The sequence below is a fragment of the Aliivibrio sp. S4MY1 genome, from assembly GCF_028765545.1.
Lineage (GTDB): Bacteria > Pseudomonadota > Gammaproteobacteria > Enterobacterales > Vibrionaceae > Aliivibrio.
Map to the genome: position 1 here is coordinate 172,556 of NZ_JARACP010000009.1, position 14,229 is coordinate 186,784.

Below are 14,229 nucleotides of genomic sequence, written 5' to 3' on the forward strand. Positions count from 1 at the left end.
TGAATAAAGGAACTCGACATGTTTGATTTATCACGTATTTCGGGTTTCGAAAACGCATCAATTACCCAAACCGATACCCTACAAACCTTGTGGGGCGGCTATGGGGAGTTGGTGCGTTTGCATTTAACCCAAGCACCCATCTCTTCTATTATCATTAAACAGATCACCTTACCCAAGCCTAAAGTGCATCCTAGGGGTTGGAATACAGATTTATCACACCAACGTAAACTCGACTCATACCAAGTGGAACTCAATTGGTATCAAGATTACGCCAATGCAGTTTCTACCCATTGTCCTGTGCCGCGCTGTTTATATGTAGAGCAGCGAGATAACGAGCTCATCTTAGTATTGGAAGATTTAGCGACTTGCGGATTTCCAATCGTAAAAACTGGACCATTACAAACCAGCGCCTCAATAAATGAAACCAAAGCCTGCTTAACTTGGCTTGCAAACTTTCATGCAGCACACCTTAATGTTGAGCCTATTGGCTTATGGCAAACTGGCACTTATTGGCATTTAGATACGCGCCCTGATGAGCTTGAAGCCTTAACGGACATACCATTAGAAGACGCTGCGCTTAAGATTGATGAAACACTAAAAAACACCCGTTACCAAACCTTGGTTCATGGTGATGCTAAGTTAGCGAACTTCTGCTTTTCTGAAGATGGCGAGCAAGTCGCTGCTGTTGATTTTCAATATGTGGGTAAAGGCTGCGGTATGAAGGATGTGATCTTGTTTATCAGCAGTGCAATAAAGCCAGAACAGTGCGCAGAGCTTGAGAGTGAGCTGTTAGATCATTACTTTAGTCAGCTTAAAAGCGCCCTATTACGTTTAGGTCACACAAAAGCAAGTGACGATATTGAGCAAGCGTGGCGACCACTGTTTTGCATTGCTTGGGCTGATTTTCAACGCTTTGTAAAAGGCTGGAGCCCAGAGCATTGGAAGATTAATGGGTATACTGAAGAACTTAAAGAAAGAGCGCTGAAGGTTTTGTAGGGAAAGGTCGCAAGTGAGCGACCTTTTTTCTATGGGTGTAGCTGTTAACTTGTTTCTGGATAGAAATGGGCGAGCATTGATGCTCTAAGTCATGAAGTTCGGATAAGCTAGGTTTATGACATAATATGATTAGAGAACCATTCTCGGTTCAGTTTAAAAATCTATCTTATCAAGCCACTCGACATGCTTTGTACGTTCTTCTTGCTGCCATTTCATATTCCAAATCCAATCATCAAATCTTGGTGAGCAATCAGAACACTTATCACAATGCCTTTGTTTAAATCCTGACATAAACTCTGGTCCACCCGAGTTATCAAATGCTTTGATCAGCAAGTTCCCAGTTCCAACTGTATACTTATGCTTTAAACAAGTCATGATAGACATACTCAGAGAGTGCATTCCCAACTGTTTGGCTATCATTCCTCTCGGTCGGTAATCAACGAACATATGTTCACAATGACCAATAATATTTGTAGGGTCATAGTTGGCTAAACCTATTGCGATGAACTGACCTTCTCTCGAAGTAGGATCGTCTGGGTCCATTCCAAGGTTTTTAGCCATATCAGCAAAGAACTGCTTTTGCTCTTCAATACTAGCTTCAAAAAGTGGCTTTCGTTCTTCTTTATTAGCCATTACATTATCAAGCGCATCCAATAACTCTTCAGCACTCGAACAATGCTCAAGAATTAAAGATCTAACGTCAAACTTCACAATAGTTTTAAGCTCAGACTGTAAGTTGACCATAAGATACAGCTGCTCAATTTTTCTCATCTCACTAACAATTGACGAGTACATCAATACTGTATGAAGCATCTTTTCAAACCACTCATCTAGGAATGCGATAGCTTCATTTGACCCACGTGCATTGTGAATGGTTTTAAACATACCTATAGATAAACTAACATCACACATCAAATCTGCCAAGATATTAAACTGACTGAGGTTAACCAGTCTGTGGCACATGTTAATTATCTTCTGCAACTGAGCACAAGCCTCATGATATTGCTTGTGTATTTCTCGGTTCATAAACAAGTATTCAAAACTATCAGATTTAAAGTTCTCATTTGAATGATGTTGCGCATGTAGCTGTTCAACTTGAATACTAAACAATGCGCTTCTTGCTTTAGCTATCGCTGTTAGACGGTAAGCTGACTCTTTTTGCTCTCTTGCACAGGCAACTAAGTATTCGCATAACTTAAGTTGCTCCTCAATCTGTTCATTTTTGACTTGTTTATAAGGAGCGATCTTAAAAGCGTAATCAAAGTAAAGTGCAGCCAAGAATCTATCTTTAGCTGGCACAATGCGCGATTGAATAATGTCACTAGCTTGCCGATAAAGGTCATCAAATGATCTAGCAAGTAAGAGTTGGTCTAACTTGATATGGTAAGCCTTAAACAAAGCATCACCGACTTGTTCGATACGTGTATTCAAAGCTTCTGGTTGCAAGGTCTTACAGTTGTTAACCGCAAGCTTAAGATCTCGTAAAGACAGGAAATCCCAGCATTCTTGAACAGCCACCAACAATTTATCGAATGCTACGGAATCGTTTCTTTCTAGCTTATTCTCAACGGGTAAATGGACAGTCAAAGTATCAGTAGATGAGTCTCTTACTTTCTCCAAGATCTCTTGATTGTCAGTAACAGAAGCCCAGTAAATTTCTTCGCTAGACACTTCAACAACTACCAATATCACTGGAATATTGAACTTGAGATAATACTGAAGACGGGAGCGAGAAACCGAGAAAGACAGTTTCTGTCCATCCTCAATAAATGAACAGTTCTCTTGACCTTTAAGCTGAATTTTGAACACGCTCTCTTGACCAAGAGCTTTTCCGTTTGAATCTTTCAGCTCAATTTCACAGTCAATACCATGATCATTCTGGTCTTCTTGACTTCTGATAATCCAATTGAACGGCGCTTTGTACTCAAAAATTCGCCCTGCTGCTGTACCAATCTCACCTGCATTCATAGTGAAACCTTATAAATTTTAAAGCCTTTATTTTAACCGGAAGCTGCAACAATTTAAATGTAAATAGAGCAAATCAAGATGAGAGTTATGTCAAATTACTTTAATTAAGCCAAAACTAGAATCGTAGATATGTAAACGAAAGACACCTCAAACTCACTTTGGGGCACAAACGAGTTAGATTATTATTTAGCAAGTTGATATTCGCCAATAAGACTCCCAAGTAGAATGTTCAACTTACGATTTAAATTTCTAATCATGGCAAGTGAAAGTCGTCTCTTTCTCTTCAAGCTCTCTGTAACTCGGCTGTGCAGCCCTAGACTTAAATTTTATAGTGAACGTTTTCGTATGCTTCAGCTAATGTGGTTAAAATTTCTAATTCATCAAATTCATGATCAGACAGTGCATCAAGATCGCCGCTAGTAAGCTCACTGATACGAGCCATCGCTGCTTTGTAATCATCTTTAGTTCTAATTGGCTTAGTATTCATAATTTATTACCTCTACATTGTTATTACATGCTTAGTGTTTATAAACTCTATAAAAAACTCCCCAGCACAAAGTACCAGAGAGTTTTATTGTAGATCTAACTTTTACTTTAGCTCTTAATCTAGCTACAAACTAACCTAATTAGTTAACTCGCTTAGTCGCTACCTTTGGTTTTTCAACTTCCGTCAATAGCCCTTTAAGTAGACTTGCACTGCCAAGCAACAGAATAATAGTAAACGGCATTGCTGCAATAATGGTAATTGATTGCAGAGATTGAATAGACTGCGTACCACCAATCCACAACATAATCATGGCGATAGCACCAGAGATAACAGCCCACACTACTTTCTGCTTAACAGGTACTTCTAATTTACCACCCGCTGTCATGCCATCAATAACGATAGAGCCTGAATCCAACGTTGTCACAAAGAAAACGATGATCAATGCTACGGCAATAAAAGATAAAATATCCCCGAACGGATAAGCATCTAGCATGTGGAACAAGCTTAGAGAGACATCGCTAATACCTTGTTGAGCACCTAATAGCCCAATTTTATCGATGACTTGTTGAATAGCCACGCCGCCGAAGATAGACATCCAAGCCGTTGTTACCATTGTCGGAATAAGCATTACGCAAAGTAGGAACTCACGAACGGTTCGTCCTTTAGAGATACGCGCTACGAACATACCAAAGAAAGGTGCATACGCAACCCACCACGCCCAATAGAACACAGTCCAACCGTGCAACCAAGTGGTGTCTTCACGGCCAGAGGTTTCGCTTAATGGAATAATATTTTTCACATAACCTGTTAATGCCGTAACTAATGAATCTAATACGGTTGTGAAGTTCAGCACAGCAATCAGACCAAGGAAGATAAAGGCAATAACCATATTTAGGTTACTAAGAAACTTAACGCCCCCATCCATACCTCGTAAAACAGAGATAATAGCTAAGCCCATAATCAATATGATAATAGCCTGTTGAAGATAGATATTATTTTCCATTCCAAAAACATGGCTAATACCACTCGCCGCTTGCGAGCCGCCTAAACCAAGAGACGTTGCCAGACCAAACAAGGTAACTAATACGGTTAAGATATCAATCACATCGCCAGTTTTACCCCAAACGCGATCCCCTAATAGTGGATAAAACACAGAGCGCATTGATAATGGCAGCCCTTTGTTATAAACAAAATAAGCAAGGCAAAGTGCCGTCATGCCATAGATAGCCCACGCATGTAAACCCCAATGGAAAACGGTTGCGCCTAGTGCAAGTTCACGACCTGCTTCTGTAAAAGGTTCTACATTAAGTGGGGTTCCAAACCAGTTGGTAAAGAACGCGGTTGGCTCTGCAACACCCCAGAAAATAAGCCCAATACCCATACCTGCTGCAAATAGCATTGAGATCCAAGAGGCTTTTGAATAATCAGGTTTTGCACCTTCACCACCTAAACGAATTTTACCCAAAGGTGAAAACGCGATAATAATGGCTAAAATTAATAATAGGTTAGCTCCCCACATAAAGAGGAAGTCAAAATTTGCTAACACTGAGCCTTTAATGGAATCAATCGCGGCTTTGGCGTCTGTCGGTGGTAGTGCGAGAAGAGTGATAATGAAGAGAAGAGATAAGCCAACTGAGGCCATAAAAACGGTGTTATGGACATCCATGCCCCATTTACTAATGTTATCTTGACCGACTTCATAATCTGTCGATTCAATACTGTACTTTTTTGATTTAAAACCCATAAATGATAATGTTCAGATATTCAGTTAAGCGAACGCCTAGACGAATATAAGGACAACTCCTTATCCAATTGCTGTTTGATTGAGTAGCGGTACCATGTAAATAAACATGATAAAAATCACCACGGTAGGTGATTAATGGCTCTTTTTCTCAATCCCAAGCGGCGAATTGTAACACAAAATGGGTAGTTATTGGTGATTAACTCTTTTTCTGCGTGTAGCTATCGTATTTCATGATAAAAGATCGTTAATAAACGATCTTTTTAATTTGGGTATTTTAGTCTCTAAATGATGTTCAGATAATCGGCCGTTTAGAATGTTCGTTCTACATCGACTTTAATCGGCCTTTAAAGTGCTCATAAACATCTTCATTATTGAAACCATCGACATTTTGGCTGCTAAAGATCAACGGCTCGACCCCTTGCTCTAGTGCTAATTTTTGCGCTTCTGTACATAGCGTATTGATAAGAGCCATACCTGAAATACTAGAAAAAGCCCCTGTTACTCGGTTATTTATCTCACACAGCCCATCACCACTTGGAACGCGATTATCTAAAATGATATCAGCGATATCCATCAATTTTAGTCCACTTTCATGGCGACTTGGATATTGGCTAGATTGCTCAACAGAGGTTATCGCAATCACTTTATGGCCTTTATCTTTGGCTAGCTGGGCAAACTCTACAGGGAGCGCGTTTCTACCTGAATTAGAAGCAACGACAATCACATCATCTGCACCTATATTTTGATCTTGCCACAAGATCTCTGCAAGCCCATTAAGCTTTTCAAGCCGAGAGCCGCGCAGCGCACCATCTGATGTAAGAACTGTTGAGTCTAAGATTGCGTTAATATTCCCTAACCCACCAGCACGAATAAAGCCTTCTAGGCCAATCATATGAGAATGACCAGTACCTAATACTTGGATCATATTGTCATTAATAATGGCATCAGCGAATAGTTGAGAAGCCTGTTGAATAGGCTGTTGGTTATCAATAAAAAGCTGTTCTAATGCATGGATAAGTTTATTGCTATATTCGAACATGGAGACCACTTAAGACAAAAGGAAAAGCTAACTATATGGCAGATGCAGATCTATTTCCTATGAAGTAATCACAAAACAGATAAGGCAACCTGCAAGTTAACCAATATCTATCTACCTCACTCTCTCAATACCAAAAGCCTTACGCTGTAAGTGTTCAATCTTTATACGCGTTAAAAAAACATTTACCATGAATTAGTAAATCTAATGCTTTGTTATTACACAATAATACATTCAAGTCACAGCCATGGGACTCAAACTCAACCTTTCAGTAACTTAGATAACCTTACAGATACTTAATTGAACTATTAACTCAAATATTACTAATGGTTAATTATTAGAGCATTTAATCTAATGTGACATTAATCACAGAGAGCAAACCGCAAAGCAAACAAATATCACGTTTTAATTTGTTAAATTGGTTTTTAATGCCTGCACAATAATAAACAGCTAGGTGAAATAACTAATATGGACAATAAAGCAAGTATATTAAACCAACCAAAACCGTTTAAGATGATATTTTTCATTGAACTATGGGAACGATTTGGTTACTACGGACTTCAAGGGATACTCGCCGTCTACTTTGTAGATAAACTCGGTTTTAGCATGCAAGACTCTTTTGTTACCTTTGGCGCATTTGCTGCTTTAGTTTATGGTCTTGTTTCTGTCGGTGGCTACGTCGGAGATTATGTTCTAGGTACTAAACGCACCATGGTCTTTGGTGCTATCGTTCTTGCTCTCGGCTATTTTTTAATGGGATTTTCGATTTTAAATCCTAACTTTATCTATTTGGCTCTTGGTGCTATCGCGGTTGGTAATGGCTTATTCAAAGCAAACCCATCAAGTCTATTAGCAAAGTGCTATGAAAAAGGTGATTCACGCTTAGATGGCGCATTTACCCTTTATTATATGTCAATCAACATTGGCTCTTTAGTTTCGCTTTCTCTAAGTCCTGTCATCGCGAATAATTACGGTTATGAATATGCTTTTTTAATCTGTGGCCTCGGATTAGTCGCTAGTCTATTTAGCTACTTTTCTCTTCGTAGCACAGTACAAGGCATTGGGTCTGAACCTGATACACTTCCACTAAATAAAACCAAGGCCTTAATTGTTTTGATCGGCACCGTAGCATCGACGCTAGTTTGTGCATGGTTACTGCAAAACATTATGATGGCCAACTTAGCACTAGGCGTTATTGGTGTTGGTGTAGTTGGCTTCTTCTTAAAAGAAACCTTTAAAGAAACTGGCGAGCAACGTAACAAAATGATCGTCGCTTTCATTCTTATGTTACAAGCGATTATTTTCTATGTGTTATATGCACAAATGCCAACCTCATTAAACTTCTTTGCGATTAATAATGTTCACACTGAGTTATTTGGCATTGATATTAACCCTGTTAGCTTACAAGCGTTAAATCCATTCTGGGTGGTGTTCTGTAGCCCTATCTTAGCTTACCTATACACTTACTACGGTAACCAAAATAAAGACTTATCTATGCCAGGTAAATTTACTGTTGGTATGTTTATGTGTGCCTTTGGATTCTTATCAGTTGCAGCGGCAGGCAATTGGTTTGCAGACCAAGCCGGTATGGTTTCTGTTTGGTGGATGGTTCTGGTTTACTTATTCCAAAGCTTAGGTGAGTTAATGATCAGTGGCCTTGGTCTTGCAATGGTGGCAAGTTTAGTTCCACAACGTTTGATGGGCTTTACTATGGGGGCATGGTTCTTAACTCAAGCCGCTTCATTCATCATTGGTGGTTATGTTGCAACATTCAGTGCAACACCAGAGCATTTAACTGATCCATTGGATACTTTGCCTGTTTATACTGAATTGTTCCAAAATATTGGTTTTGTTACTTTAGCCGTTGCTATCGTAATGGCGATTACTGCACCAAAACTGAATCGTATGATGACAAGCTTACAGCCTGAAGAAATAGAGCTAGTTGAGCAACACTAAACAATATTAGACAAGTTATCTGATAGAAAACTATCTAATAAAAAAAGCAGAATGAAGCGTGATGCTCATTCTGCTTTTTATTTACTGTAATTTGATTATTACTAATAAATATTCAGATTACTCAAACGGATTCACTTTCATATTACTTAACGTAAACGCATACACATCCGCCATTAAGTCCATCGATTTTGAAATTGGCATTCCTGCTCCATGGCCTGCATTGACATCAATACGAATTAACACGGGGTTATCACCTGATTGCTTAGCTTGTAGTTCAGCAATAAACTTATAGGAATGTGCAGGAACAACGCGGTCATCATGATCAGCCGTTGTTACCAATGTCGCAGGGTATTCAACGCCCTCTTTTACGTTATGCACTGGCGAGTAGTTTAGTAGATAGTTAAACATCTCTTCACTTTGTGCTGATGTGCCAAAATCATAAGCCCACCCTTCTCCAGAAGTAAACGTATGGTAACGAAGCATATCCAACACACCTACCGCAGGCAGCGCGACTTTAAATAGTTCAGGTCGCTGCGTCATACACGCGCCAACCAATAGGCCACCGTTTGAGCCACCACGAATTGCCAAATGTGATGAGTCGGTATAACCAGCATCAATTAAGTATTCGGCTGCTGCAATAAAATCATCAAATACATTTTGTTTCTGTTGCTGTGTTCCTGCGTTATGCCACGCTTTACCATACTCGCCACCACCGCGAATATTGGGAATTGCATACACACCGCCAAGCTCTAACCAACTGGCCATTACACCACTAAAGCTTGGCGTTAGGCTAACGTTAAACCCACCGTAACCATATAAAATGGTTGGATTGGTGCCATCAAGCTCAATGCCTTTTCGATAAGAGATAAGCATTGGAACTTGAGTGCCATCTTTTGAGGTATAGAACACTTGCTTTGATTCAAACTTCTCAGAATCAAAAGGTGATGCAGAAGCTAAATACAACTCGGTATGGCCTGTTTTGACATCAAATTGGTAAATCGTTGGTGGCGTAACGTAGTTAGTAAAAGTGAAAAACAGATCCGTTTGTTCTCTTTTACCTGAAAATCCTGTCACTTGGCCTTCGCCCGGTAGCGCAATTTCTCGTAATAAGTTACCTGAAAAATCGTACTGCTTCACTTGACTAAGAACATCAACCATATACGTTGCAAATAAGGTTCCACCACCAACGCTAATATCTAACGGTTGGGGCTGCTCTGGAATAACGTCCATCCAATCACATGTGACTGCATTATAAGAAACAATCTTACCGTTTGGTGCATTTAGATTGGTGTACATTAGTAAGCGCGAGTCATCATTTTCAATTACGTAAGTATCTGAATCAGTATTATCTAAAACGGTAATTCGAGTTGAGTTACCGCAACTTAAACGCTCAAGATAAAGCTTATTACCTGAGGTTGATGTCGCGGCTGAGATAACTAAATACGCATCATCTTCTGTGGTATAGCCACTCACATAACGATGCTTCTCTTCTTCTGTGGCACCAAACACCACAACATCGTCGGTTTGTGGTTTGCCTATCTCATGAAAGTAGAGTTTATGTTGCTCTGTTCTTGCGGATAATTCGCTACCCTCAGGCTTATCGTAACTTGAGTAATAAAAGCCTTTTGAACCTAACCATGAAATGTCAGTAAATTTGGCATCCACAATTGGCGCTTCAATTTGCGCTTTGGTTTCAGCATTTAATACAAAAATCTTACGCCAATCACTCCCCGCTTCTGATATCGAATACGCTACAAGTGATGCGTCTTTAGAAAAGCTAACCGCACCTAAAGAGGTGGTTCCCTCTTCACTAAAAGTGTTTGGGTCAAGAAAGACTTCTATCTCTCCGCCTTCTTTAGAGCGATACAGAACACTCTGATTTTGTAAACCGTCATTTTGATAGAAGTAAGTGTAATCGCCACGCTTGAAGGGCTGTGAAGTTTTTTGGTAATCCTGACCTTTTGCGATTAAAGCGCGAATATCATCACGAAAACCAATATGAGAAAGATAATCAAAGGTGACGTCATTTTGCTTATTCACCCACGCTTCTGTTTCTTCGCTTCTGTCGTCTTCTAGCCAATGATATGGGTCAGCGATAGCATGAGAAAAATAGTGGTCAACCGTTGAGTCTTGTTTTGTGAAAGGATAAATCATAATGCATCCCTATTTATAATTAGTTTGTGTTATCTGTTTGTAGAATACGCTCATTAAAAATAGGAATACAACTGTTTGATGGTTTAAGCCTAGTTATTGATACTGCAAGCGTTACGGTTCTGTCTATAGTGATAAATTTAAGGGTTTAGAATGTTTATTAATCAGCTTATTTTTGTAAATAAATTTTTATGCAACCTAGATCACACTTTTTATAAAACAAAGAAATAAGTTTGTCGACAGATTAGAGAATTAGCTCTATTTTATCTCAAATCCACATTAATCGTGATCTGGATAACTTTCGAGCATTACATTACTCACAATAAACCGTCCGCTTACACTATTTATACTCTACTAATTTAAGTTAAACCCGTCTGATCCCTTCAGCACGGGGAGTTGTTGGTGCGCGTACTTAATAATTAAATCTGTTTTTATTACGGACAATAAAAATGAAAAAACACTTCGAACTTATCGATAAACCCACTTTTTTCGGCGCAATATTACTGCTTTGTGCGGTTGTAATTCCTTTGCTGGTATTCCCAGCGGAAGGGGCTGAGTGGATAGCCGTAGCTAAAACATTTATGACAGACAAACTAGGCTTTGCTTATCTAGGTCTAGGTTTAGCGGCATTTTTCTTCATGATCTACATCGTTTTCTCTGATATCGGCCAAATCAAACTGGGTGATCCCGATGAAAAACCTGAATTTGCTCTGTCGTCTTGGGCGGCTATGCTATTTTGTGGTGGTATCGGTGCGAGTATTTTGTACTGGGGTACAATTGAATGGGCTTACTACTACCAAAATCCTCCGTTTCAATTAGAAGCGGGCAGTGAAGAAGCGGTACGTTGGGCGGCGACTTATGGTCTTTTCCACTGGGGGCCAATTGCGTGGTGTATCTATATGATCCCTGCAATTCCAATTGCTTACTTCTTCTATGTACGTAAACAACCGGTACTAAAAGTATCTGCTGCTTTAATGCCTGTTATTGGTGAAGCAAACAGCTTTGGTAAACTGGGTAAAGTTATTGATGTACTGTTTATCTTTGGTTTATTAGGCGGCGCAGCAACAACCTTAGGTTTAGCGGCACCACTGATCAACGAAGGTATTAGCTACCTATTTGGTATTCCTGCAACAACAGGCAGCCAGATTTTAGTACTTATGGTTTGTACCGCTATCTTTGCTTACTCATCGTACATGGGTATGGACAAAGGCATTAAGATTTTAAGTAACATTAACTTCTGGGGTGCGTTAGGTTTACTGCTGTTTGTATTAGTTTGTGGCCCTACCATCTTTATGCTGGAAACCGGTCTAGATTCAATCGGTCGTATGCTGTCTAACTTCTTTGTGATGGCAACATGGGCAGAACCTTTTGGTGGCATGGGTACGTTTGAAGATACGCACTTCCCACAAGATTGGACTATTTTCTACTGGGCATGGTGGTTAGTATTTGCACCAAGCATGGGTCTGTTCGTTGCGCGTATTTCACGCGGAAGAACGATTAAACAAATGGTTTCTGGTGCGGTGTTCTTTGGCTCTTTAGGCTGTTCAATGTACTTCATCATTCTAGGTAACTACGGTTTATCACTGCAGTTATCTGGTGAATTAGACGTTGTTGGTATTCTAAATTCTGAAGGGGCAACTCGAGCTATCTTCGCTACTTTAGAAACACTGCCATTTAGTACTTTTGTTATTGCTGTATTTACCTTGTTATGTGTGATTTTCACCGCGACAACGTTTGACTCTATCTCTTATATTTTAGCGTCAGTAGTACAAACCAACGTAACTGAAGATCCAATGCGTTGGAACCGTCTGTTCTGGGCTTTCACTCTATCATTTATGCCATCGGCGTTAATGTTTATGGGCGGCTTGGCAACACTACAAACAGCGGCAATTGTTGGTGGTTTACCACTATTGGTTATCGCAGTAATGCTAATGATCTCTGGTGTTAAAGCAGCAATGCTAGATTTATCTCACCAAGATAATTACGTTGATCCTGTTATCAACATTTCTGACTTACCAGATGTTGATCCTTGGAGCAAGGAAGGCCAAGCATTGGCTCGTTTTGAGCAACTACGTGATAACGCAATTGAAGCAGCCGATCTTGAACGTGAAGCTAATGACGCAATTTGGATGCTGAAAAAACAATTACGTAAAGAAGCATTAGCTCGCGGTGAATCAAGCGTTGATTTAGGTGATGCACCTGATGAAATCATTGAGAAATTACGTCAATTAACGGATGATTCAATGAATGCTAAAGATGCTAAGCTAGCGGCGTCTGAGCTTGCTCAAGAAGCGCGCGTTGCCTTTGATGCACTGATGCGTCAAAAGGTTGAGGACGAAGCACAACAAGCAAATGAAGAAGCAAAACTGGCGATTAAAACAAGATTGAATACGCCAAGTTAATTCTAACTTTGTGGTTAATGTCTGCTGAAATACGCAGGCATTAACCCTTTTCTTTTCCATCAACTTACCCGCTACTACCTCAACCCCAACACAATCGCCGCTATACCTGATACCGAACACATCACCAAAGACACCTTTCTTATTGTTCCTTTATCAATTCTATCCACCACTTTCATCGCGACTAGATAACCGATAACCGAAGCCGGAAGTAATGGCAATGTAAGATATAAATGATTCAAGCTCATGTACCCAGCTGGCACTTGAACCGCTAATGAGATAACACTACTCACCACAAAGAAAGCGGATAAGTTAGCTCGAATAAGATTTGCTTCTTGATGCTGTAATAACAGCGCCATTGGCGGTCCACCAATACCTGAACTGGTGCCAAACAAGCCTGAAAAGAAACCTGCAATCGTCATTCTTGAATTATTTGGTTCAATACGAAATGGAAGCAAGCTAATCGCAACGGCAAGTAATACAACTACACCAATCCAAAGAGACAGCAGTTTTGCATCTACATAGTAAAGTAGTAACCCACCAAGCAAAGAGCCTGGAATTCGGCCTAAAAATGCGTAGCCTAATCCACGAAAAGAGACATTTGCTTTGTATTTATAGGCATTAATAATGGATAAGAATAAACCGACAATTACGATTGGGCCCGGCACATAATTTGGCGAGATTAAAAATAACAATGGTGCAGTAACAATAGCCAAACCAAAACCAATGGCGCTTTGCACAAATGAGCCTATAAAAATCAGGAACATTGCAAAGAATAAACCGAGATCGATTAGGGGAAATTCCATAAAAAATGCCTTCTATTTATGGGGAAATAATAGAAGGCATTATGAACTAGATTTTAGAAAGGAAATAGCAGTATTACACTATTTACTTTTCATTATTACTCAACCGATTGCAGAGTTTCCCACGTTACTTCGCACTCACCTTTTACCGTAGAGATAAATGCTGAATCACCGGTAATCATTACTGAGAATTCCATCGTTCTTTCTAAGAAAGTGGAGAACTCTTGGATCTGCTCCCAATCAAAACGAACCACTTCTACAGGGTATTGCTTAAACTTACTTTGGTTTTGTTTCCACCACACATCAGATTTTGAGTTAAAGCTGTACACTTTAGTCACTTTTGATTGGCGTGATGCTTTTTTCATGCGATCAGGATCTGGCTCGCCTGCATCAATCCAAAGTGAAATAGTATCATCGTATTCACGAACCCAGATATCCGGCTCATCAACCGCTGATAGCCCTTTAGTAAACGTTAAGTTTTCCTCTGCGTTTAAACAAAAAGCCAACACGCGAGCCATCATACGTTCAACGTTCTCAGATGGGTGCTGAGCGATGGTTAAGTTTACTGAATCGTAGTGATCACGGTTCATGTCCGTTAATGCAACACGGAATTTATAGATGGTTGGTTTGATAGCCACTGGCTTTCCTAAGTATTGAGAATTGGGGGCATTGTACGCGATTCCTATAGG

10 protein-coding genes are annotated in these 14,229 nt (G+C 39.8%); 3 read left to right on the forward strand and 7 right to left on the reverse strand.

Annotation, left to right across the window (positions count from 1 at the left end; translation table 11 throughout):
• The first annotated feature begins 18 nt into the window (after positions 1-18).
• Positions 19-996, forward strand: a complete 978-nt coding sequence (locus PVK71_RS12110; protein ID WP_274418783.1) for a phosphotransferase — start codon at positions 19-21, stop codon at positions 994-996.
• Positions 997-1,149: 153 nt separating this feature from the next.
• Here the strand turns inward: PVK71_RS12110 and PVK71_RS12115 are convergent, their stop codons facing one another.
• The 4 genes from PVK71_RS12115 to PVK71_RS12130 form a co-directional block, all read right to left on the reverse strand.
• Positions 1,150-2,964 carry a DUF4365 domain-containing protein gene (locus PVK71_RS12115; protein ID WP_274418782.1) on the reverse strand — a complete coding sequence of 605 codons (1,815 nt, stop codon included), beginning with the start codon at positions 2,962-2,964 and terminating at the stop codon, positions 1,150-1,152.
• Positions 2,965-3,283: 319 nt separating this feature from the next.
• On the reverse strand, positions 3,284-3,451 hold the full coding sequence (locus PVK71_RS12120; protein WP_274418781.1) for a hypothetical protein: 168 nt from the start codon (positions 3,449-3,451) through the stop codon (positions 3,284-3,286).
• Between the two features lie 139 nt (positions 3,452-3,590).
• Entirely contained in the window at positions 3,591-5,195 is a 1,605-nt protein-coding gene (locus PVK71_RS12125) for a BCCT family transporter (protein ID WP_274418780.1), read from the reverse strand.
• A gap of 322 nt (positions 5,196-5,517) precedes the next feature.
• A complete protein-coding gene (locus PVK71_RS12130) occupies positions 5,518-6,234 on the reverse strand; it encodes a sugar isomerase domain-containing protein (protein WP_274418778.1) in 717 nt (238 codons plus the stop codon).
• Positions 6,235-6,699: 465 nt separating this feature from the next.
• Between PVK71_RS12130 and PVK71_RS12135 the strand changes: the two genes are divergently transcribed.
• Positions 6,700-8,187: an oligopeptide:H+ symporter gene (locus PVK71_RS12135; RefSeq protein ID WP_274418777.1), complete on the forward strand. Its 1,488-nt coding sequence runs from the start codon at positions 6,700-6,702 to the stop codon at positions 8,185-8,187.
• A 117-nt stretch (positions 8,188-8,304) separates the two neighbouring features.
• Here PVK71_RS12135 and PVK71_RS12140 read toward each other — a convergent pair whose 3' ends face one another.
• Positions 8,305-10,341, reverse strand: a complete 2,037-nt coding sequence (locus PVK71_RS12140; RefSeq protein ID WP_274418776.1) for a prolyl oligopeptidase family serine peptidase — start codon at positions 10,339-10,341, stop codon at positions 8,305-8,307.
• 446 nt (positions 10,342-10,787) lie between these two features.
• Here PVK71_RS12140 and PVK71_RS12145 point away from each other — a divergent pair, with 446 nt between their 5' ends.
• Positions 10,788-12,740 carry a BCCT family transporter gene (locus tag PVK71_RS12145; RefSeq protein WP_274418775.1) on the forward strand — a complete coding sequence of 651 codons (1,953 nt, stop codon included), beginning with the start codon at positions 10,788-10,790 and terminating at the stop codon, positions 12,738-12,740.
• Between the two features lie 74 nt (positions 12,741-12,814).
• Here PVK71_RS12145 and PVK71_RS12150 read toward each other — a convergent pair whose 3' ends face one another.
• A complete protein-coding gene (locus PVK71_RS12150) occupies positions 12,815-13,543 on the reverse strand; it encodes a sulfite exporter TauE/SafE family protein (protein ID WP_274418774.1) in 729 nt (242 codons plus the stop codon).
• Between the two features lie 95 nt (positions 13,544-13,638).
• Complete coding sequence (locus tag PVK71_RS12155) at positions 13,639-14,178, reverse strand: YaeQ family protein (RefSeq protein WP_130045280.1); 540 nt, start codon at positions 14,176-14,178, stop codon at positions 13,639-13,641.
• Between the last annotated feature and the right edge of the window lie 51 nt (positions 14,179-14,229).

What these genes read in the sequence shown, in the direction of transcription:
- PVK71_RS12115 (WP_274418782.1), bottom strand. Translation starts at nt 2,964, where the DNA reads ATGAATGCAGGTGAGATTGGTACAGCAGCAGGGCGAATTTTTGAGTAC.
- PVK71_RS12120 (WP_274418781.1), bottom strand. Translation starts at nt 3,451, where the DNA reads ATGAATACTAAGCCAATTAGAACTAAAGATGATTACAAAGCAGCGATG.
- PVK71_RS12125 (WP_274418780.1), bottom strand. Translation starts at nt 5,195, where the DNA reads ATGGGTTTTAAATCAAAAAAGTACAGTATTGAATCGACAGATTATGAA.
- PVK71_RS12135 (WP_274418777.1), top strand. Translation starts at nt 6,700, where the DNA reads ATGGACAATAAAGCAAGTATATTAAACCAACCAAAACCGTTTAAGATG.
- PVK71_RS12145 (WP_274418775.1), top strand. Translation starts at nt 10,788, where the DNA reads ATGAAAAAACACTTCGAACTTATCGATAAACCCACTTTTTTCGGCGCA.
- PVK71_RS12130 (WP_274418778.1), bottom strand. Translation starts at nt 6,234, where the DNA reads ATGTTCGAATATAGCAATAAACTTATCCATGCATTAGAACAGCTTTTT.
- PVK71_RS12150 (WP_274418774.1), bottom strand. Translation starts at nt 13,543, where the DNA reads ATGGAATTTCCCCTAATCGATCTCGGTTTATTCTTTGCAATGTTCCTG.
- PVK71_RS12140 (WP_274418776.1), bottom strand. Translation starts at nt 10,341, where the DNA reads ATGATTTATCCTTTCACAAAACAAGACTCAACGGTTGACCACTATTTT.
- PVK71_RS12110 (WP_274418783.1), top strand. Translation starts at nt 19, where the DNA reads ATGTTTGATTTATCACGTATTTCGGGTTTCGAAAACGCATCAATTACC.